The sequence below is a fragment of the Pseudomonas sp. BF-R-19 genome (assembly GCF_019956445.1).
In the GTDB taxonomy this organism is placed as follows: domain Bacteria; phylum Pseudomonadota; class Gammaproteobacteria; order Pseudomonadales; family Pseudomonadaceae; genus Aquipseudomonas; species Aquipseudomonas fluorescens_BH.
Map to the genome: position 1 here is coordinate 188,245 of NZ_JAHBDN010000037.1, position 19,933 is coordinate 208,177.

17 protein-coding genes are annotated in these 19,933 nt (G+C 59.3%); 10 read left to right on the forward strand and 7 right to left on the reverse strand.

Translation table 11 applies throughout. The features are described from left to right. Positions 1 to 103: 103 nt before the first annotated feature. The 3 genes from KGB28_RS06995 to KGB28_RS07005 form a co-directional block, all read right to left on the reverse strand. Positions 104 to 1,108 carry an asparaginase gene (locus KGB28_RS06995; protein ID WP_223443729.1) on the reverse strand — a complete coding sequence of 335 codons (1,005 nt, stop codon included), beginning with the start codon at positions 1,106 to 1,108 and terminating at the stop codon, positions 104 to 106. 107 nt (positions 1,109 to 1,215) lie between these two features. Continuing rightward, complete coding sequence (locus tag KGB28_RS07000; protein ID WP_223443731.1) at positions 1,216 to 2,667, reverse strand: alanine/glycine:cation symporter family protein; 1,452 nt, start codon at positions 2,665 to 2,667, stop codon at positions 1,216 to 1,218. A 535-nt stretch (positions 2,668 to 3,202) separates the two neighbouring features. Then, on the reverse strand, positions 3,203 to 4,627 hold the full coding sequence (locus KGB28_RS07005) for an aspartate ammonia-lyase (RefSeq protein ID WP_223443733.1): 1,425 nt from the start codon (positions 4,625 to 4,627) through the stop codon (positions 3,203 to 3,205). A gap of 180 nt (positions 4,628 to 4,807) precedes the next feature. On the opposite strand from KGB28_RS07005, the gene KGB28_RS07010 reads away from it, so the two are divergent. Next, complete coding sequence (locus KGB28_RS07010; RefSeq protein WP_223443735.1) at positions 4,808 to 5,719, forward strand: LysR substrate-binding domain-containing protein; 912 nt, start codon at positions 4,808 to 4,810, stop codon at positions 5,717 to 5,719. A gap of 54 nt (positions 5,720 to 5,773) precedes the next feature. Here the strand turns inward: KGB28_RS07010 and KGB28_RS07015 are convergent, their stop codons facing one another. Together KGB28_RS07015 and KGB28_RS07020 are read right to left on the reverse strand one after the other, a co-directional pair. Continuing rightward, positions 5,774 to 6,352, reverse strand: a complete 579-nt coding sequence (locus KGB28_RS07015) for a hypothetical protein (RefSeq protein ID WP_223443737.1) — start codon at positions 6,350 to 6,352, stop codon at positions 5,774 to 5,776. A 535-nt stretch (positions 6,353 to 6,887) separates the two neighbouring features. Beyond that, a complete protein-coding gene (locus KGB28_RS07020) occupies positions 6,888 to 7,229 on the reverse strand; it encodes a hypothetical protein (protein ID WP_223443739.1) in 342 nt (113 codons plus the stop codon). 428 nt (positions 7,230 to 7,657) lie between these two features. Here KGB28_RS07020 and purE point away from each other — a divergent pair, with 428 nt between their 5' ends. From purE to KGB28_RS07040, 4 genes are all read left to right on the forward strand, one after another. After that, positions 7,658 to 8,149: a 5-(carboxyamino)imidazole ribonucleotide mutase gene (purE, locus tag KGB28_RS07025; protein WP_046038893.1), complete on the forward strand. Its 492-nt coding sequence runs from the start codon at positions 7,658 to 7,660 to the stop codon at positions 8,147 to 8,149. 11 nt (positions 8,150 to 8,160) lie between these two features. Next, positions 8,161 to 9,243 carry a 5-(carboxyamino)imidazole ribonucleotide synthase gene (locus tag KGB28_RS07030; protein WP_223443742.1) on the forward strand — a complete coding sequence of 361 codons (1,083 nt, stop codon included), beginning with the start codon at positions 8,161 to 8,163 and terminating at the stop codon, positions 9,241 to 9,243. A 266-nt stretch (positions 9,244 to 9,509) separates the two neighbouring features. Then, the gene (locus tag KGB28_RS07035) at positions 9,510 to 9,755 is read left to right on the forward strand and encodes a GlsB/YeaQ/YmgE family stress response membrane protein (protein WP_008030708.1); all 246 of its coding nucleotides are present in this window, start codon (positions 9,510 to 9,512) and stop codon (positions 9,753 to 9,755) included. A gap of 87 nt (positions 9,756 to 9,842) precedes the next feature. Next, positions 9,843 to 10,379 (forward strand): DUF3299 domain-containing protein, encoded by a 537-nt coding sequence (locus KGB28_RS07040; RefSeq protein WP_223443745.1) that lies wholly within the window; start codon positions 9,843 to 9,845, stop codon positions 10,377 to 10,379. Positions 10,380 to 10,496: 117 nt separating this feature from the next. Here KGB28_RS07040 and KGB28_RS07045 read toward each other — a convergent pair whose 3' ends face one another. Further along, positions 10,497 to 11,396: a D-hexose-6-phosphate mutarotase gene (locus KGB28_RS07045; RefSeq protein ID WP_223443748.1), complete on the reverse strand. Its 900-nt coding sequence runs from the start codon at positions 11,394 to 11,396 to the stop codon at positions 10,497 to 10,499. 69 nt (positions 11,397 to 11,465) lie between these two features. Further along, positions 11,466 to 11,870, reverse strand: coding sequence for an acyl-CoA thioesterase (locus KGB28_RS07050; protein WP_007942704.1), 405 nt, complete (start codon positions 11,868 to 11,870; stop codon positions 11,466 to 11,468). Positions 11,871 to 12,233: 363 nt separating this feature from the next. Between KGB28_RS07050 and KGB28_RS07055 the strand changes: the two genes are divergently transcribed. The 5 genes from KGB28_RS07055 to pstB all read left to right on the forward strand — a co-directional run bounded on the left by KGB28_RS07055 (position 12,234) and on the right by pstB (position 19,872). Beyond that, positions 12,234 to 13,532, forward strand: coding sequence for an MFS transporter (locus KGB28_RS07055; RefSeq protein ID WP_223443757.1), 1,299 nt, complete (start codon positions 12,234 to 12,236; stop codon positions 13,530 to 13,532). A gap of 202 nt (positions 13,533 to 13,734) precedes the next feature. Then, positions 13,735 to 14,736 carry a phosphate ABC transporter substrate-binding protein PstS family protein gene (locus tag KGB28_RS07060; RefSeq protein ID WP_223443760.1) on the forward strand — a complete coding sequence of 334 codons (1,002 nt, stop codon included), beginning with the start codon at positions 13,735 to 13,737 and terminating at the stop codon, positions 14,734 to 14,736. A 411-nt stretch (positions 14,737 to 15,147) separates the two neighbouring features. Continuing rightward, positions 15,148 to 17,181: an ABC transporter permease subunit gene (locus KGB28_RS07065; RefSeq protein ID WP_223443935.1), complete on the forward strand. Its 2,034-nt coding sequence runs from the start codon at positions 15,148 to 15,150 to the stop codon at positions 17,179 to 17,181. Positions 17,182 to 17,196: 15 nt separating this feature from the next. Continuing rightward, positions 17,197 to 18,867 carry a phosphate ABC transporter permease PstA gene (gene pstA, locus KGB28_RS07070; RefSeq protein ID WP_223443763.1) on the forward strand — a complete coding sequence of 557 codons (1,671 nt, stop codon included), beginning with the start codon at positions 17,197 to 17,199 and terminating at the stop codon, positions 18,865 to 18,867. 171 nt (positions 18,868 to 19,038) lie between these two features. Next, positions 19,039 to 19,872 (forward strand): phosphate ABC transporter ATP-binding protein PstB, encoded by an 834-nt coding sequence (pstB, locus tag KGB28_RS07075; RefSeq protein ID WP_007971742.1) that lies wholly within the window; start codon positions 19,039 to 19,041, stop codon positions 19,870 to 19,872. The last annotated feature ends 61 nt before the right edge of the window (positions 19,873 to 19,933 follow it).

Sequence of the window (19,933 nt, forward strand, 5' to 3'; positions counted from 1 at the left end):
GGCGATCCGACTTGCTCGCGAAGAGGGCGTGTCAGACGACATCAATGTTGACTGACCCGCCCTCTTCGCGAGCAAGCCCGCTCCCACAGGGTTATGTGTTGATTCAGCTCAGTTCGCCGCACAGGTCGAGTTCGACGAGCCGACGGACTTCATCCGTATCAAGCCCGGCACCCAACAACCCATGCAACTTGCCGAACGCCGCTTCACGGGTCATGCCGCCACCGGACAACACGCCCACACCGCGCAACCGACTGCCGGCTTCATAGACGTCCAGTTCAACGCCGCCTTCGTGGCATTGCGTGACGGCTACCACGACCACGCCGTTGTCCCGCGCACGTGCGAGTCTGGCGAGAAACCCGGGGTTGTCGCTCGGGCCGGTGCCGCTGCCGTAGCACTCCAGCACCAGGCCCTGAATACCGCTGTCGAGCAAACCATCCAGCACCTCGGCGCCGATGCCGGGAAACAGCGGCAGCACGGCGATGTTCGACAGTTGTTTAGGCTGGTTGTAGTTCAGCTGCGATGGAATCGAAGGCGCTTTTACGCCACCGCCCTGACGCTCCAGTCGCTTGAACGGATGACGGCCAAAACTGCGTACCTTGGCGCAACGGGTCGGGTCGAGCAGTTCGCCATGGAAGTACAGATGCACGCCCGGCGCGAGGCCCTGGCCCAGTGCAACCAGCGCGCCTCCGAGGTTTTCCCAGGCGTCGCTGTCGGTCACACCGGCCGGCAGCATCGAGCCGGTGAAGCACACGCGGGCATGCAGGCCGAGCAACTGGAAACTCATCGCGGCCGCGCTGTAGGCCAGAGTGTCGGTGCCATGCAGGATCAGCACGCTGTCGCAGCCCTGAACATCCACCGCATCGACCACCGCTTCACGCAACTGCTGCCAATACGTCGGGGTCATGTTGGCGCTGTCGATCAGCGGCGACATCTCGCGAAAGCGCCATTGCGGCACCACCAGCTCAGGCTGGCTGTGCAGATAGTCGCGCATCCGCGCTTCGAAACCGGACGCCGGGGCCAGGCCATGGGCGCTGGCCTGCATGCCGATGGTGCCGCCGGTGTAGAGCACCATGACGTGCTGGGCGGCAGGGTAGGTCGACGAATTCATGAGGATTCTCCGAAAGGAAGAGTTCCTGTGGGAGCGAGCTTGTTTGCTCCCACAGTTTTTCGAACTTTAACTGACGGGCGCTGGGGGCGCGCCTGTCATTTCACCTGTCAGCGTTGCGCTGCGGGTACACCTTGCGGTTCAACTTCAGCCTTGCCGACAGCGGCAGGCGGGTTGGCCGGCCACGCCTGGCGATCCAGATCCAGGTCCGGGAACTTGGCGGAGTCGAACACCGGGGTCTTGATGCCTGCGGCGCGCTGGTCATCGTAGTCACGCAGGATGCGCATGCCGACCTTGAACAGCAGGAACAGCGCGATCAGGTTGACGAACGCGAGCATGGTCATGGTGATGTCGGCGAAGGCAAATACGGTGCCGAGGTTTTCGATGGCGCCCCAGAAAATCAGCAACAGTACCAGCGCACGATAGCCCATCAGCGCCTTGCGGTTTTCACCGATCAAAAAGCGCAGGTTGTTCTCGCCCAGGTAGTAGTTGTAGAGGATCGAGGTGAACACGAACAACGCCAGTGCCACGGAGATGAACATCCGGCCCCAGTCACCGACCACGGCGGCCAGCGAGTTCTGGGTCAGGGCAATGCCGTCGCCTTCGAAGCCCGGGGTGTAGAAACCGGAGAGCAGGATCAGCAGCGCGGTGCAGGTGCAGATCACGAAGGTATCGAGGAACACGCTGAACGCCTGGACCACGCCTTGCGCCACCGGGTGCTCGACCGCCGCGACCGCCGCCACGTTCGGCGCACTGCCCAGGCCTGCTTCGTTGGCAAATACGCCACGCTTCACGCCCATGACGATGGCGCTACCGATCAGGCCGCCGAAGGCCTGGTCCAGACCGAAGGCGCTCTTGACGATGGTCATCAGCATGCCCGGCACCTGGTCGAACTGCAGCACGATCACATAGATGGTCACGCCGATGTACACCAGGGTTTTCACCGGCACCAACAGGTCGGCGACCTTGGCGATGCGCTTGATCCCGCCGATGAACACCAGGCCCAGCAGCACAGCCAGACCGATGCCGGTGTAAGTGGTGTCGAGGCCGAACGCGTTGTTCAACGAGTGCGTCACCGCGTGGGCTTGCAGGCCGTTGAAGGCGAACCCGAAAGTCACCAGCAACAGGAACGCCATCAGCATGCCCAACCAGCGTTTTTGCAAACCATGCTGGATGTAATAGGACGGACCGCCACGGAACTGGCCTTCGGAGTCGCAGCGCTTGTAGAGCTGGCCGAGGGAGCATTCGAAGAAGCTGCTGGACATGCCGACCAGCGCGGTCACCCACATCCAGAACACGGCACCGGGGCCACCGAGGGTCACGGCAATGCCGACACCGGCGATGTTGCCCGCACCGACGCGGCCGGCGAGGCTGAGCATCAGGGCCTGGAACGAACTGAGTTGCCCGGCGCTGCTTTTGAGGCTGTCGCGGAACACCGCGAACATGTGGAAGAAGTGACGCAATTGAACGAAACGCGAGCGGATCGTGAAGTAGCTACCGAGCCCGACAATGAGCACGATCAGTACTTTCCCTGAGAGGAAGTCGTTAATGACTTCGAGCATGGATTATTCCTCGCTGTTTTTTGTGTAGGCAACAATGCTGGCCGGGCAGACACATCGAGTTACACCCGTTGGCGCACGGCACAATGGGCGGTTCGAAGTTCGTCCCGGTTTCATATCGCGGGTTTGTTATTAGTTCGGGTTTCGCATGGGTTGTGGCCTCGCTACCGACGACCGCTCATGCGAAGAGGGGCGGCACTATACCGATGACAGTGCCGTCCGTCTGCACGATTGTGGTGCGTTCGGTGAAGCGAAGCCTTTGAAGCACCCGACGTTACCGGCGCCGGGCTTATGTGGAGATTGCTTTTCTGTGGGAGCGGGCTTGCTCGCGAAAGCGGTGTATCAGACACGGCATTGTTGAATGTGCCGTCGTCTTCGCGAGCAAGCCCGCTCCCACATTGGTCAGTCCCCAGACATACGGTTCTCAGGAGCAAACAGTTAAAAAAAAGGGCCTGGGGACTAAATCCCCAAGCCCTCAAAAGGTGAGAGGTGTCTAGTCCCTCGACCTGGTGAGCGGTGCTACAGATAACGCGTCGGGTTATGCCTTCAGAGGCACCAGACGCGGAGCAATCATGTTTTCCGGGCGCAGGATGTCGGCGAGCATGGCTTCGTCGAGCAAACCTTCTTCGCGCACCAGTTCCAGCACGCCGCGGCCGCTTTCAAGGGCGAGGCCGGCGATGCGGGTGGCATTTTTGTAGCCGATGTACGGGTTCAGTGCGGTGACCAGGCCGATCGAGTGCTCGACCAGTTCACGGCAGCGTGCTTCGTTGGCGGTGATGCCGACGATGCAGTGCTCGCGCAGCATGTCCATGGCGCGTTGCAGCAGACGGATCGAGTCGAAGATCTTGAAGGCGATCAGCGGCTCCATCACGTTCAGTTGCAGCTGGCCGCCTTCGGCTGCGATGGTCAGGGCCAGGTCGTTACCGATGATCTGGAACGCCACCTGGTTGACCGCTTCCGGAATAACCGGGTTGACCTTGCCTGGCATGATCGAACTGCCTGGCTGACGTGCCGGCAGGTTGATCTCGTTGATGCCGGTGCGTGGGCCGCTGGACAGCAGGCGCAGGTCGTTGCAGATCTTCGACAGCTTGACCGCGGTACGCTTGAGCATGCCGGAGAACAGCACGAAGGCGCCCATGTCGGAGGTGGCTTCGATCAGGTCGGCGGCCGGTACCAGCGGTTGACCGCTGATCACTGCCAGGCGCTGAACGGCCAGGAGCTGGTAACGCGGGTCGGCGTTGATGCCGGTACCGATCGCGGTGCCGCCCAGGTTCACTTCAGTCAGCAGTTCCGGGGCCAGCGTCTTCAGACGGGCCAGGTCTTCGCCCATGGTGGTGGCGAAAGCGCGGAATTCCTGACCCAAAGTCATCGGCACGGCGTCTTGCAACTGGGTACGACCCATCTTCAGGACGTGGTTGAATTCCTGGCCCTTGGCCGCGAATGCCTGAATCAAGCTGTCGAGGCTGGCGAGCAGGGCGTCGTGACCCAGCAGCAGACCCAGACGGATCGCCGTCGGGTAGGCGTCGTTGGTCGACTGCGCCATGTTCACGTCGTCGTTCGGGTGCAGGTACTGGTACTCGCCTTTCTGGTGACCCATGGCCTCCAGTGCGATGTTGGCGATGACTTCGTTGGCATTCATGTTGGTCGAAGTGCCAGCGCCGCCTTGAATCATGTCCACCACGAACTCTTCGTGGAAGTCGCCGCGGATCAAACGTGCGCAGGCTTCGCTGATGGCAGCGTGCTTGGCTTCGCTCAGGTGACCCAGCTCACGGTTGGCGTCAGCGGCAGCCTGTTTAACCATGGCCAGGCCGACAACCAGTTTCGGGTAGTGCGAAATCGGAACGCCCGAAAGGCGGAAGTTATTCACCGCTCGCAGGGTCTGGATACCGTAATACGCTTGAGCCGGTACTTCGAGGGCGCCAAGCAGGTCATTTTCTGTGCGGAATGATGCAGCGGAGGACATGATAGAAATCATCTCAATATGAACCCGGTCTGTGCCGGAACGCTGCGAATGCTAGGCCTGTGGAGAATTTTGGGCCAATGCTGTTAAACACTAGGCTATGCATATTCGGCATAATGCCCGTGTGACGCCGGCTTGACGGCGAACGTGTGACCTAAATTGGTGCGTGTCCGGGAGGGCGTGATGAATCTGGAAAGCAAATGGCTGGAGGACTTCAGTGCCCTGGCCGCCACCCGCAGTTTCTCCCAGGCCGCCGAGCGGCGTTTCGTGACTCAGCCGGCGTTCAGCCGGCGAATCCGCAGCCTGGAGGCGGCGCTGGGGCTGACCCTGGTCAACCGTTCGCGCACGCCGGTGGAACTGACGGCGGCAGGGCAATTGTTTCTGGTCACCGCACGCACCGTGGTCGAACAGTTGGGCGAAGTGCTGCGCCATCTGCATCACCTGGAAGGCGGGCAGGGCGAAGTGATGCAGGTCGCTGCCGCGCACTCCCTGGCGCTCGGTTTCTTTCCGCGCTGGATCGCGCAGTTGCGCAACGAAGGCCTGAACATCGCCACGCGGCTGGTGGCGACCAACGTCGGCGATGCCGTGCATGCATTGCGCGAAGGCGGCTGCGATCTGATGCTGGCGTTCTACGATCCGGACGCCGCCATGCAGATGGACCCGGAAATCTTCCCCTCGCTGCACCTGGGCCACACCGAGATGCTGCCGGTCTGCGCCGCCGACGCCGACGGCAAACCGCTGTTCGATCTGGAAGGCGAAGGCAGCGTGCCGCTACTGGCGTACAGCGCCGGTGCGTTTCTCGGCCGTTCGGTGAACATGCTGTTGCGTCAACGGGCGCTGCGCTTCACCACCATCTACGAAACCGCCATGGCCGACAGCCTGAAAAGCATGGCCCTGGAGGGTCTGGGCATCGCCTGGGTGCCGCAACTGAGCGTGCGCGCCGAGCTGGCGCGGGGTGAGCTGGTGATCTGCGGCGGCCCGCAATGGCATGTACCGCTGGAGATTCGTCTGTATCGCTGTGCATTGGTGCGCAAGGCTAATGTGCGGTTGTTGTGGCGCAAACTTGAGGGTGGGGCAGCGGGCTCAAGTAGCTGAAGGAGAGTAAAGAGTGAAAGCCATTTCTGTTTTCACTCTTTGCCGCCGCGTGATTCAAAGCGTTTCAAGCGTACTCTTCGAGATAATTACGAATGTTTTCCCTGTTTTTGTCGCTGAAGCGCTTGGCATCTCCTCTGAGCGCGGAAAAACCTGTACCCGGCGCCATGATGGTTTCGTCCCACCAGCGTTGTAATAAACCTCATAGTCCTCATGTGTTGCACCGAACATGTGACCCACTTCATGGGCTGGTGACTGGTTGCTGCGAATAGATGAAATTGCACAATACCCCTTGGGACTGGCAATCCCGGTAGTAGAACTGTTGAGGTTGTCGCGTGTCAGCAGAAGGAACTTTCGAGTGTGATCGTCGTAGCTGCCGGAGGTGTAGGTCATTTTTTGTTCCTCGACTTTTAGATACCAGTCATAAAGCGCTTGTTCAGGTATGCCAATTTTATAAGAGTGGTCACTAAGCGTCGGCGCATCTGAGGGCGGTATGAAGATGATCGCAAATGGCCGTCCGGATAGTGCCTCGAACTCATCTGATAGCCAGTTGAAGTGGTTCTCAAAAAGTTCGCCAGTCTTGTAGTCAGAAAGGTCTTTGTGAATGAAAACAAGTAGCATTAATGGGCGTGGCATTGAAAAACTCCAAATATTTTTCTGTAGTTGATATTCCGAAGATGGTTTAGCCGCCGGTTCAGTGACTATGAGTTGTACGAAAAATTATCAGGCTCAATCGACTTGGTCGTAGTAAGTCTATGTAGGATTTGTCTTCGTTGCGGTTCTTCCGATCTTCGTGACTACGTCGATAGCCTGTGTTGATATTTATGCTTTCACTGAGTGCCAAGCCTTTCAATCGAAGGGACGGCGGTTTGATATGTCAATGCGGATCTATTCGTGGTCAGGCGGGCGCTATCAGTCGTAATTTGCCAAGTAATTTTTTATGTTTTGTCGGTTGGCTGAACTGAAGGTGTAGCAGTTTGACTTGAAAACGTCTCCTTGTGGTCTCATGTAGGTATCGCACCACCAACCGTTGTACTGAGTTTCTGCATCCTCATGTTTAGCACCCAGTAAATGGCCTATTTCATGGCCGACATTCACATAAGTGGACAGCGATGAGATTGCAACTGTTCCTGAGTGGAACGGAGGAACAGTGCGTGCAATACCTGCGATTTTAGCGTTTAGCGTTTAGCGTGTCGTTGGTGATCAATATGATTTTTGTCAGAAGGTTTGTTTGAACTCCTTTTGCCCTCATCTCATCTAAAAAGTTGAATGCCATGTTTTCCCAGAGACTTAGGGTGAGGCTCTCATTTTCCCCTTTGTAGGGGAAGTCACTATAGGGCTTGCGGTCACTTGAGATGACGCGGACCCTTCTTCCAGTGAAGCTTTCTAACTCGGTTACGAATGGATGGAAGTGGTCGTCATACAGCGTGTTCTTTGTTGATTCCGGGATGTCGTTATGAATGATGGCGAAAATAGTGATGCTTTCTTTGGGGGGCTCGATAGTTGAGTTCATTATTGATCCACTTAACTGTCATTGAATGTTTGTTGGTTTTGTTTGCCTATGGCTGTAGGTGATATTCAATCTATCGACGATGTACTGTTTTTGCGAGTTGGAGCATATTTCTTTCTATTGCAGAGTGTTGATTATAAAAAGCAGCGTCAGGATTAAAGTTCGTAGTAGTGTCAGGGGAGCGTATTTGGGCAGCTAAGCCCTCGTCGCTGAAAGGGCTCCGTTGGCTGACTTTAGAGTCAGTAAATACGCCGCGTTGAGGTGAATGACAGATGGTCGCAACAGGGGCTGTTTATCTGCTTCATTGAGGTATACTGCGCGGCCTTCGGCCGGTTACGACCGGCCATAATTCGTACAATCAAGCCACGCATCCTGCGTGGCTTGTTGTTTTTTGACGCGCCTGCGGGCGCCCAGAGAGAAGAGGCACGACGATGAGTGCACTGGTTGGCGTGATCATGGGCTCCAAGTCCGATTGGTCCACCCTTAGCCACACCGCCGATATGCTGGAAAAGCTCGGCATCCCTTACGAGGTGAAAGTGGTTTCTGCCCACCGCACCCCGGACCTGCTGTTCCAGTACGCTGAAGAAGCCGAGGCGCGTGGCATCGAGGTGATCATCGCCGGTGCCGGTGGCGCGGCGCACTTGCCTGGCATGTGTGCGGCCAAGACCCACTTGCCGGTGCTGGGCGTACCCGTGCAATCGGCAATGCTGTCGGGCGTCGATTCACTGCTTTCCATTGTGCAGATGCCAGCGGGCATTCCGGTTGCCACCCTGGCCATCGGCAAGGCAGGCGCGATCAACGCAGCACTGCTATCGGCGAGTATCCTGGGCGCCAAGCACCCGCAGTTCCACGCGGTGCTGAAAACCTTCCGTGCTGAGCAGACAGACAGCGTCCTGGACAATCCAGACCCACGCATCGCCTGAGGTTGTTGACGATGAAGATCGGTGTAATCGGTGGCGGCCAGTTGGGTCGCATGTTGGCGCTGGCGGGCACTCCGCTGGGCATGAACTTCGCTTTCCTGGACCCGGCGCCGGATGCTTGCGCAGCCGCGTTGGGCGAACACCTGCGAGCCGATTACGGCGATCAGGATCACCTGCGTCAGCTGGCCGATGAAGTCGATCTGGTGACCTTCGAGTTCGAAAGCGTTCCGGCCGAGACCGTAGCCTTCCTGTCGCAATTCGTCCCGGTCTACCCGAGCGCCGAAGCGCTGCGTATCGCCCGCGATCGTTGGTTCGAGAAGAGCATGTTCAAGGACCTGGGGATTCCTACTCCGGCGTTCGCCGACATTCAGTCCCAGGCTGACCTGGACGCCGCCGTGGCTTCCATCGGTCTGCCGGCGGTGCTGAAGACCCGTACCCTGGGTTATGACGGCAAGGGTCAGAAGGTCCTGCGCACCCCTGAAGATGTGGTAGGCACCTTTGCCGAACTGGGCAGCGTGGCCTGTCTGCTGGAAGGCTTCGTGCCGTTCACCGGTGAAGTCTCGCTGATCGCCGTGCGTGCCCGCGACGGTGAAACCCGCTTCTATCCGCTGGTACACAACACCCACGAAAGCGGCATTCTCAAGCTGTCCGTGGCCAGCACCGATCACCCGTTGCAAGCCCTGGCCGAAGACTACTCCAGCCGTGTGCTCAAGCAACTGGACTACGTCGGCGTGATGGCGTTCGAGTTCTTTGAAGTCGACGGTGGCCTCAAGGCCAACGAAATTGCCCCGCGGGTGCACAACTCCGGGCACTGGACCACCGAGGGCGCCGAGTGCAGCCAGTTCGAAAACCACCTGCGGGCTGTTGCCGGTCTGCCGCTGGGTTCGACCGCCAAGGTTGGGGAGAGCGCGATGCTCAATTTTATCGGCAAAGTGCCAGAGTCCGAGAGGGTCCTGACCATCGCCGATTGCCATCTGCATCACTACGGCAAGGCGTTCAAGGTCGGCCGCAAGGTCGGTCACGCCAACCTGCGTTGTGCGGATCGCGAAACGCTGACCGCGCAGATCCTCAAGGTCGAAGCGCTGATCGCCGAATAGTTTCATGTGGCAGCGGCGGAACCATTCAGGGACCGCCGTTCTCTCATGGCAGGATGCCAAAGTCTGACTAGGCTTTCGCTAGGTGTCCCGTCTCACCAATACTGTTCCGTTTTGACGGCGTCTGTTGCCGGCATGCTGCGTTGCCGCTCCTCGCCATAGCTGGCTATGACTCGTCGCAGCGCCTTGCCTGACGACAACAGCCACTCGTCAAAAGAGGACATTATTGGTGAGACCGGACACAGCCACTTCATTCAGAGGGAAATGCCATGGGAATCATCGGAACCATCTTTATCGGCTTGATTGTCGGCCTGCTGGCGCGGTTCCTGAAACCGGGCGATGACAGCATGGGCTGGATCATGACCATCCTGCTCGGTATCGGCGGTTCGCTGGCAGCCACTTACGGCGGCCAGGCCCTGGGCATCTATCAGGCTGGCCAAGGCGCAGGCTTCATCGGTGCGCTGGTGGGCGCCGTTGTGTTGCTGGTGATATACGGACTGATCAAAAAGAACTGAACCAAGCGACAAAGTCCTCTCGGCCACACAAGCCGCGAGGGCTAGAATGCTCGGCGTTTCCTGATCCTTCCTATACCGAGCACCTTCATGCGCCGTCTTTTGTTGACTCTTGTTTTACTGGGTTCGGGCCTTGCCCATGCCGGCGAACTGCCGGAAACCGACTGGCTCGAACTCATGCCCAAGTCGGACCAGAAGGCCCTTGAGGCCATGCCTGAAATCGACCACAACTCCCCTGAAGCCAATGGCACTTTCACCGACAAGGGTGGGATGAAGCAGGCCAAAGGCTTGCCGGCGGTGATGTACTCGACCAAGACCGTTGCGTCGATGAACGACAAGGACATCCGCATTGGCGGTTACCCCGTGCCGCTGGAGTCCGACGCCAAGGGCAACAGCACGCTGTTTTTCCTCGTGCCATACCCGGGCGCCTGCATCCACGTACCGCCTCCGCCGCCCAATCAATTGGTGCTGGTGCGCTATCCAAAGGGCTTGAAGCTGAGCGATATCTACACGCCGCTGTGGGTCACCGGTACGTTGAAGGTCGAGAAGGTCAGCAATGACCTGGCCGATGCGGCGTATGCGCTGGATGCGGCGAAGGTCAGAGTCGTAAAAGAGTCCGACTTGTAGAGATGCAAATGTGGGAGCGGGCTTGCTCGCGAAGGCGGTGTAACAGGCAACGATGATGTTGAATGTTATGGCCTCTTCGCGGGCAAGCCCGCTCCCACATTGGTTTTGTGGTGTTGCTTAGAGCGGCTTGCTACCGACGCTCACGCCTAGCGTATGGCTGGCACCTGGTTTCAGGTTCACCACATCGCCCATCACGTTCGCCGTCTCGATGCACAGCATGCGCTGCCAGCCGTCGTCGGCCATGTCGCTGAACGCGGCGGCGCGGTCGATCCATGGGTTCCAGATCACCGCGGTGCGCGAGCCAATGCTGGTCAGTTCGATGCGTCGCTCCCAGGCCGGATCGACGATGCTCAGCAGTGGCGGGGCGTCGAGATAGATGCGATCGGTCTCCCCGGTAAAGCGCAGATCACCGGTCTGGGGGACGGTTTTCCAGTTGTCCAGGGTTTCGATGTAGTTGAGGCCATCCACACCTTCGACATGCACCTCGCGCACATCGCTGACGGCAAAGTAACTGTGCAGTGCCTGGCTGATGCTGACGGTTTCAGCGCCCCGGTTGTGGCTGGTCAGATGGATGTGCAATTGCTCGTCGAGGCGAATGCTCAGCGTCAAATCCACTTGGTGCGGCCAGCCGGGAAAGCCGCTTTCGGGGTAGGGCAGGAGGAATTCGACCTTCAGGCTTTCGCCTTCGGCTTCGATGCCGCCCAGCTCCCAATCCATCGCTCGCACGAAGCCGTGAGCCGACGGCGCTTCATTGCTGGTGCGCATCGCCTGCACGCTTTGCGGGTTGCGCGCAAAGTTGCCGAACCACGGCCAGCACACCGGCACGCCAGCGCGGATGCTCTTGCCGGTCTTGAACACGGCTTCGTCGTTGAGCCAGATCAGCGGCGGCTGGCCGGCCAATTGATAGCTGAGGATGTGCGCGCCTTGCTGGGCCACCAGTAATTCGGCCTGGCCGTGGCGGATGCGCCAGCAGTTCAGTTCATCCAGTTTTACGGCTTCAACATTGGGCGTGCTCATGGGACAGCTCTCGATCAGTAACGTGGACGACTATCGACCGCAAAACGGCTACCAGGTTTAGAAGCTCTTTCAGCGAGCCCGAGGCGGAACCGAACGGGTGCGGCCGCTGCCGTCGATGGCAACGAACACAAACACCGCTTCGGTCACTTTACGCCACTCGCTGGACAGTGGATCGTCGCTCCAGACCTCGACCATCATCTTGATCGAGCTGCGGCCGATTTCCAGGGCCTGGGTATAAAAGGAGAGCTGAGCGCCCACCGCCACTGGAACCAGAAAGGCCATGCGGTCGATTGCAACGGTGGCAACGCGTCCACCGGCGACCTTGCTGGCCATCGCGGTACCTGCCAAATCCATCTGCGCCACCAGCCAGCCGCCGAAGATATCGCCAAAGCCGTTGGTTTCGCGAGGAAGCGCGGTGATTTGCAGGGCCAGGTCGCCTTGCGGGATCGGATCTTCTTGTTCGAGCTCTATCATGCCGGGGGTGCCTCTGACCCGTGACTCTTCGTTGGTATTGCTGGTGGTAGCCGTCTTCGGGAAAAACGATTCAGCACCGAACATACTACGTTCGTCACGTTTTCCATAAGGCGCCTAAAGGGAAACTCTGCGAAATCGCCTATGAACCTGACAGGCGCTTTCGCACAGCAACCCCTCAAAAACCGGAGCAGGCTTTGAGTATATCGATCGGTAGACTCCGCGACGACCGTCCGGTTCTCATTTTGACCGTCAAAAACGCACCTCTATGTGCTTTTTCGAACAATTTGCTATCGTGCCGGACCTGCCCAAACCTCAGCCAGCGTTGTTGAGGTTGCAGATCCGACTATAAGAGAAGCCCTTGCCATGACCACAGCGCCCTCGAGCATCGCGCAGCCAGACCAACCCGCACGTCCGCTGACCCGCAACGACTACAAGACTCTATCGCTGTCGGCCCTGGGTGGCGCGCTGGAGTTCTACGATTTCATCATCTTCGTGTTCTTCGCCACGGTGGTGGGCAAGCTGTTCTTTCCGGCGGACATGCCTGAATGGCTACGGCTGATGCAAACCTTCGGCATCTTCGCCGCCGGGTACCTGGCCCGGCCGCTGGGCGGCATCGTGATGGCGCACTTCGGTGACCTGCTGGGCCGCAAGAAAATGTTCACTCTGAGCATTTTCATGATGGCGGTGCCCACCTTGATCATGGGGTTGCTGCCGACTTATGCGCAGATCGGTATGTGGGCGCCGATTTTGTTGCTGCTGATGCGGGTGATCCAGGGCGCGGCCATTGGTGGTGAAGTGCCGGGGGCGTGGGTCTTCGTTTCCGAGCACGTTCCGCAGCGGCATGTCGGCTACGCCTGCGGCACCCTGACCAGCGGCCTGACGGCGGGCATCCTGCTCGGCTCGCTGGTCGCCACGGCGATCAACAGCCTCTATACCCCGGTGGAAGTCGCGGATTACGCCTGGCGGATTCCGCTCCTGCTGGGTGGCGTGTTCGGTCTGTTTTCGGTGTACCTGCGTCGCTGGTTGCACGAAACCCCGGTGTTCGCCGAACTGCAACTGCGCAAGGCCCTGGCCGAAGAAGTGCCGCTGCGGGCGGTGCTGCGTGACCATCGTGGCGCCATCGCCATTTCGATGTTGCTGACCTGGCTGTTGTCGGCCGCCATCGTGGTGTTGATCCTGATGACCCCGACTGTGTTGCAGACGGTCTATCACTTCTCGCCAACCACGTCTCTGCAGGCGAACAGCGTGGCGATCGTGTTCCTGAGCTTTGGTTGCATCATTGCCGGCGCACTGGCCGATCGCTTCGGTGCGGGACGAGTCTTCGTGATCGGCTGTACCGCGCTGCTGGCCAGCTCCTGGACCTTCTACCACAGCCTGGCCGATCATCCCGACTGGCTGTTCCCGATGTATGCCGTGACCGGTCTGCTGGTCGGCACCATCGGCGCGGTGCCGTATGTAATGGTCAAGGCCTTCCCGCCGGTGGTGCGTTTCAGCGGCTTGTCGTTCTCGTACAACGTGGCCTACGCGATTTTCGGTGGTCTGACGCCGATGATCGTCAGCCTGTTGCTCAAGGAAAGTGCGATGGGGCCTGCTTATTATGTGGCGGTGCTGTGCGGGGTGGGGATCCTGGTGGGGGCCTGGCTATGGAAGAAGGGCCGTTGATCCGTTAGTGGTGGCAACGATTGCGCGCTGCGTTCCCGGCTAAATCCCGCCAATTCCTACATTTACGGTTACAACTGAAAGGCTAGCCTTCCAAGTGGAGTGCTGGCCTTTCATCCAATTGTCATATTTCAGCCATAGAGTGTTCACACGGCCTGCTGATACTTGGCCCCGAATAACACACCCTATCTGCTAGGAGTAAGGCATGAAACTGAAGCGTTTGATGGCGGCAATGACTTTTGTCGCTGCTGGCGTTGCGACTGCCAACGCGGTTGCCGCTGTTGACCCTGCTATCCCGAGCTACACCAAGACCACTGGTGTGTCGGGCAACCTGTCCAGCGTCGGCTCCGATACCCTGGCCAACCTCATGACCCTCTGGGCTGAGAACTACAAAAAAGAATACCCGAACGTAAACATCCAGATTCAGGCTGCCGGTTCTTCTACCGCGCCACCTGCGCTGACCGAAGGCACCGCTAACCTGGGCCCGATGAGTCGCAAGATGAAGGATACCGAGCTGCAAGCCTTCGAAGCCAAATACGGCTACAAGCCAACCGCTATTCCGGTTGCAGTGGATGCCCTGGCTGTGTTCGTACACAAAGACAACCCGATCCAGCACCTGACCATGGAACAAGTCGACGCGATCTTTTCGTCCACTCGTCTGTGCGGCGCTAAAGCCGACGTTAAAACCTGGGGCGATCTGGGAGTGACCGGTGACCTGGCCACCAAGCCGGTGCAACTGTTCGGTCGTAACTCGGTATCCGGCACTTATGGCTACTTCAAGGAAGAAGCCCTGTGCAAAGGCGACTACAAGCCAAACGTCAACGAACAACCAGGTTCGGCTTCAGTCGTGCAGTCGATCAGTTCCTCGCTGAACGGCGTTGGTTACTCGGGCATCGGCTACAAGACCGCTAGCGTGAAGACAGTGGCCCTGGCCAAGAAAGGCAGCACCGAATTTGTTGAAGACACCGAAGAAAACGCCCTGAACGGCAAGTACCCGCTGTCCCGCTTCCTGTACGTGTACGTCAACAAGGCCCCGAACAAGCCTTTGGCTCCGCTGGAAGCTGAGTTCGTGAAGCTGGTTCTGTCCAAACAGGGCCAGGAAGTTGTAGTGAAAGACGGTTACATCCCACTGCCAGCCAAGGTTGCTGCAAAAGCTCTGGCTGACCTGGGCCTCGCGGAAGGCGGCGCTGAAGTCGCAAAAAAGTAACAAATTGAGTCCGAGGTGAACCCCTCGGACTCACATGGGGGCGGCAGGAGCCGCCCCCATACACCTCTAATTCTCTATCCGCTGCTGGTTACCGCCAGCGGCGGATTTGTTGCGTCACTGCACTGTCATCTTTCTGTCATACAGGATCGCTAGGGTGTGCGAATGAATGATCTGGCCAATTCCAACATGACTACTAATCCCCCCAAGCGAATTGATTTCAATACGCCTGAGTTGCAACGCAAGCGCCGCATTCGCGCGCTCAAAGATCGCCTGACCCGCTGGTACGTCCTCGTTGGCGGCCTCGCTGTACTGGGCGCGATCACCTTGATCTTCTTCTTTCTTGCCTACGTCGTCGCGCCCCTGTTCCAGGGTGCCAGCCTGACGTCCAAGGACGCCATCACGCCCGCCTGGATGCAAGACGCCGGCAAGCCGCTGATGATCTCCCTGGAAGAGCAGAACCAGGTTGCGATGCGGGTATCCGACAAGGGCCAGGCATTGTTCTTCGACATCGACAGTGGCGCTGAATTGAAGCGCGTCGATCTGTTGATCCCGGCCGGCGCCACCGTGACCTCCATCGGTGAAGACCAGCCAGGTCACCCGCTGGTGGCTGTGGGGCTGTCCAACGGCCAGGCCCTGGTGTTCCGTCACACCTATAAAGTCAGCTACCCGGATGGCAAGAAAACCATCACCCCGGCCATCGAGTACCCGTATGGCGAAGCGCCAATCGCGGTGAACGAAGCCGGCGGTGCGCTGGAGCACGTCAGCCTCAACGCCAACGATTCGACCCTGATGCTGGTCGGCTCCACCGGTTCGCAACTCAATGTCCTGTCGCTGACCAGCGAAGAGAACATGATGACCGGCGAAGTCACCAACGAGCAAAAGCGCATCGAACTGCCGCAGATGAACGAGCCGGTGAAGAGTATCTTCGTCGACCCGCGTCAGCAGTGGCTGTACGTGATCAACGGGCGTGCCCAGGCCGACGTGTTCAGCCTGCGCGACAAGAGCCTCAACGGTCGCTACAAACTGGCGGAAAACGGCGAAACCGAAGTCACCGCCAGCACCCAGCTGGTGGGCGGCATCTCGCTGATCATCGGTGACTCCAAGGGTGGCCTGGCCCAGTGGTTCATGGCGCGCGACCCGGATGGCGAGCAACGCCTGAAGCAGATCCGCACCTTCCAGATGGGTACCACGCCTATCGTTGAAATCACTGCCGAAGAACGCCGCAAGGGCTTCGTCGCCCTCGACGCTTCCGGCAAGCTCGGCGTGTTCCACAGCACCGCCCACCGCACCTTGCTGGTGGAGCCGGTCGCTGAAAGCCAGGGCATTTTTGGTCTGTCGCCTCGTGCCAACCGCGTAATCGTGGAAGCTGGCGGCAAGTTGCACCCGCTGCTGCTCGACAACCCGCACCCGGAAGTCTCGTGGAGCGCGCTGTGGAGCAAGGTCTGGTACGAGAACTACGACGAGCCTAAATACGTCTGGCAATCGACTGCGGCCAACACCGATTTCGAACCGAAACTGAGTCTGTCGCCGCTGACCTTCGGCACCCTGAAAGCCGCGTTCTACGCGATGCTGTTGGCTGCGCCGCTGGCGGTTGCCGCTGCGATCTACACCGCGTACTTCATGGCCCCGGGCATGCGCCGCAAGGTCAAGCCGGTGATCGAGCTGATGGAAGCGATGCCGACGGTGATCCTCGGTTTCTTCGCCGGTCTGTTCCTCGCACCCTATGTGGAAGGGCACTTGCCGGGCATCTTCAGCCTGCTGATGTTGCTGCCGATCGGCATCCTGGTCGCCGGTTTCACCTTCAGCCGACTGCCTGAGTCGATTCGCCTGAAAGTCCCGGATGGCTGGGAAAGTGCGCTGCTGATTCCGGTGATCCTGTTTGTGGGCTGGCTGTCGCTGTACATGAGCCCGTTCATGGAGAACTGGTTCTTCGGTGGCGACATGCGCATGTGGATCTCCCACGACCTGGGCATCACCTACGACCAGCGCAACGCCCTGGTGGTAGGCCTGGCCATGGGCTTCGCGGTCATCCCGAACATCTACTCGATCGCCGAAGACGCCGTGTTCAGCGTGCCTCGCGGCCTGACCCTGGGCTCCCTGGCCCTCGGTGCCACGCCGTGGCAGACCATGACCCGCGTGGTGATCCTCACCGCGAGCCCGGGTATCTTCTCGGCGCTGATGATCGGCATGGGCCGTGCGGTCGGTGAAACCATGATCGTGTTGATGGCCACCGGTAACACCCCGGTCATGGAAATGAACCTGTTCGAAGGCCTGCGCACCCTGGCAGCCAACGTCGCGGTGGAAATGCCCGAATCGGAAGTCGGCGGCAGCCACTACCGCGTGCTGTTCCTCTCGGCGCTGGTGCTGCTGTTGTTCACCTTCGTCATGAACACCCTCGCAGAACTGATTCGTCAGCGTCTGCGCAAGAAATACTCGTCGCTTTAAGAAAGGTAGAAGTCTGTGAAACAGAACTCCCTGAAAGGATGGTTCAAGAGCGGCGCCCCCGGCGTCTGGATCAGCGGTGGCGCGGTGTCCATCGCGGTCATCATGACCATTGGCCTGCTGGCAGTGATTGCCGTGCGTGGCCTGGGTCACTTCTGGCCGGCGGATCTGATCCACGCCAGCTACGACGTGCCGGGCCAGGCCCAGCATCTGGTCGTCGGTGAGGTGGTGCAGAAAGAAGAAGTGCCGCGCGCCCGTCTGAAAAGTGCCGGTCTGCCGGTGCCCGATCAGGGCCCGGAATTCATGACCCGCGAGCTGATCAAGGTTGGCAACCGTGACCTGAACGGCAACGATTTCACCTGGATCGTCGGCGAGTGGCTGACCAACCAGACCACCCCGGTCGAGTTGATGGCCATCGAGCGTCGCGAGTGGGGCAACTTTTACGGCTACCTCGTTAACGTCAAACAGGACGGCAAGGTCATCGCCGAGGGCGAAGCGGCATGGCCTGAGCTGCAAGCGCGGATCGACCGCGTGAACAAGCTTGCTGCGCAACTGAAGTCACTGGAAAAGAGTGATATTGGTGCGATCAACGCAGGTCTGGAGCGCATCCGTCTGCACGGCCGCAAGCTGGAGCTGGAAGGCAAACTCGACGCCACCGCACAAGCGGACATGGAATCCGAGCGCGCTGAGCTGAACGCCCGCTATCAGGATGTCGAAGCACGTCTGACTGACTTGCATGCACAGTTCAACCGCGACGCGTTGACAGCCCGCGACGCCAATGGCAAAGAAATCGAAATCGGTCTGGGCAAAGTGGTTCACGCCTACCAGCCGAACGCCATGAACACCTTCACCAAGATCGGTTTCTATTTCAGCAAGATCTGGGAGTTCCTGTCCGACGACCCGCGTGAAGCGAACACCGAAGGCGGGATTTTCCCGGCGATTTTCGGCACTGTGATGATGACCCTGATCATGGCGATGATCGTGACTCCGTTCGGCGTGTTGGCGGCGGTTTACTTGCGTGAATACGCCAAGCAGAACGCACTGACCCGAATCATCCGTATCGCGGTGAACAACCTGGCAGGTGTTCCGGCCATCGTTTACGGCGTGTTCGGTTTGGGTTTCTTCGTCTACGTGCTGGGCGGCTCGCTCGACCGTCTGTTCTTCCCGGAAGCACTGCCGGCACCGACCTTCGGTACACCGGGTCTGCTCTGGGCTTCGTTGACCCTGGCGTTGCTGGCGGTGCCGGTGGTGATCGTGGCCACTGAGGAAGGTCTGGCGCGGATTCCTCGCACCGTGCGTGAAGGCTCGTTGGCCCTCGGTGCGACCAAGGCTGAAACCTTGTGGAAGATCGTGCTGCCGATGGCCAGCCCGGCGATGATGACCGGCATGATCCTCGCCGTGGCTCGCGCCGCGGGTGAAGTGGCGCCGCTGATGCTGGTGGGTGTGGTGAAACTGGCGCCGTCGCTGCCGGTGGACGGTAACTACCCGTACCTGCACCTGGACCAGAAGATCATGCACCTGGGTTTCCACATCTATGACGTCGGCTTCCAGAGCCCGAACGTCGAAGCCGCACGACCGCTGGTGTACGCCACGGCGCTGCTGCTGGTGCTGGTGATCGCGACATTGAACCTGTCGGCGGTGTACATCCGTAACCACCTGCGCGAGAAGTACAAGGCGCTGGATAGTTAATTGGTCGGCGCGGACCTTGTGGGAGCGGGCTTGCTCGCGAAGCTTTTGGCGGCCGTGATGGCCCCTTCGCGGGCAAGCCCGCTCCCACAGTAGAACGCGTCCAACCGGACATTATTGGGCATGCCGCGAAGCGGCGTTCCGAACCGAATTTGTTAGCACAGGGAGCCTCCCATGCAGCACGAAGCACATACCCACGGCATCAACATGTCGGCGCTGGGTCGCGACAAGCAGAGCCTGAACCTCGAGCAGGAAACCGTAGCCATCGAAGTGCCGGGCCTGAGCCTGTTCTACGGCGAAAAACAAGCGCTGTACGACGTCAGCATGAACATCCCGAAACAGCGCGTGACCGCCTTCATCGGCCCGTCCGGCTGTGGCAAGTCGACACTGCTGCGTACCTTCAACCGCATGAACGACCTGGTTGACGGCTGCCGCGTTGAAGGCGAGATCAACCTGTACGGCAACAATATCTACCGCAAGGGCGAAGACGTGGCCGAATTGCGTCGTCGCGTCGGCATGGTGTTCCAGAAACCCAACCCGTTCCCGAAAACCATCTACGAAAACGTGGTCTACGGTTTGCGCATCCAGGGCATCAACAAGAAGCGCGTCCTCGACGAAGCCGTCGAGTGGGCGTTGAAAGGCGCGGCATTGTGGGACGAGGTCAAGGATCGTCTGCACGAGTCGGCACTGGGCCTGTCCGGTGGTCAGCAGCAGCGTCTGGTGATCGCCCGCACCATCGCCGTTGAGCCGGAAGTGCTGCTGCTCGACGAACCGTGCTCGGCACTCGACCCGATCTCCACGTTGAAAGTCGAAGAGCTGATCTACGAACTGAAATCCAAGTTCACCATCGTCATCGTGACCCACAACATGCAACAGGCGGCGCGGGTGTCCGACTACACCGCGTTCATGTACATGGGCAAGCTGGTGGAATTCGGCGACACCGATACCCTGTTCACCAATCCGGCGAAGAAGCAGACCGAAGACTACATCACCGGTCGCTATGGCTAGCAGCAGCCACGAGCCGCAAGCTTCAAGCGGCAAGTCAGAGCGGTTTGGGTACGACATACAT

Bases quoted from the DNA above. Each gene is read 5' to 3' on its own strand.
- KGB28_RS06995 (WP_223443729.1), bottom strand. From the start codon at position 1,108: ATGAATTCGTCGACCTACCCTGCCGCCCAGCACGTCATGGTGCTCTAC.
- KGB28_RS07000 (WP_223443731.1), bottom strand. From the start codon at position 2,667: ATGCTCGAAGTCATTAACGACTTCCTCTCAGGGAAAGTACTGATCGTG.
- KGB28_RS07005 (WP_223443733.1), bottom strand. From the start codon at position 4,627: ATGTCCTCCGCTGCATCATTCCGCACAGAAAATGACCTGCTTGGCGCC.
- KGB28_RS07010 (WP_223443735.1), top strand. From the start codon at position 4,808: ATGAATCTGGAAAGCAAATGGCTGGAGGACTTCAGTGCCCTGGCCGCC.
- KGB28_RS07015 (WP_223443737.1), bottom strand. From the start codon at position 6,352: ATGCCACGCCCATTAATGCTACTTGTTTTCATTCACAAAGACCTTTCT.
- KGB28_RS07020 (WP_223443739.1), bottom strand. From the start codon at position 7,229: ATGAACTCAACTATCGAGCCCCCCAAAGAAAGCATCACTATTTTCGCC.
- purE (WP_046038893.1), top strand. From the start codon at position 7,658: ATGAGTGCACTGGTTGGCGTGATCATGGGCTCCAAGTCCGATTGGTCC.
- KGB28_RS07030 (WP_223443742.1), top strand. From the start codon at position 8,161: ATGAAGATCGGTGTAATCGGTGGCGGCCAGTTGGGTCGCATGTTGGCG.
- KGB28_RS07035 (WP_008030708.1), top strand. From the start codon at position 9,510: ATGGGAATCATCGGAACCATCTTTATCGGCTTGATTGTCGGCCTGCTG.
- KGB28_RS07040 (WP_223443745.1), top strand. From the start codon at position 9,843: ATGCGCCGTCTTTTGTTGACTCTTGTTTTACTGGGTTCGGGCCTTGCC.
- KGB28_RS07045 (WP_223443748.1), bottom strand. From the start codon at position 11,396: ATGAGCACGCCCAATGTTGAAGCCGTAAAACTGGATGAACTGAACTGC.
- KGB28_RS07050 (WP_007942704.1), bottom strand. From the start codon at position 11,870: ATGATAGAGCTCGAACAAGAAGATCCGATCCCGCAAGGCGACCTGGCC.
- KGB28_RS07055 (WP_223443757.1), top strand. From the start codon at position 12,234: ATGACCACAGCGCCCTCGAGCATCGCGCAGCCAGACCAACCCGCACGT.
- KGB28_RS07060 (WP_223443760.1), top strand. From the start codon at position 13,735: ATGAAACTGAAGCGTTTGATGGCGGCAATGACTTTTGTCGCTGCTGGC.
- KGB28_RS07065 (WP_223443935.1), top strand. From the start codon at position 15,148: ATGCAAGACGCCGGCAAGCCGCTGATGATCTCCCTGGAAGAGCAGAAC.
- pstB (WP_007971742.1), top strand. From the start codon at position 19,039: ATGCAGCACGAAGCACATACCCACGGCATCAACATGTCGGCGCTGGGT.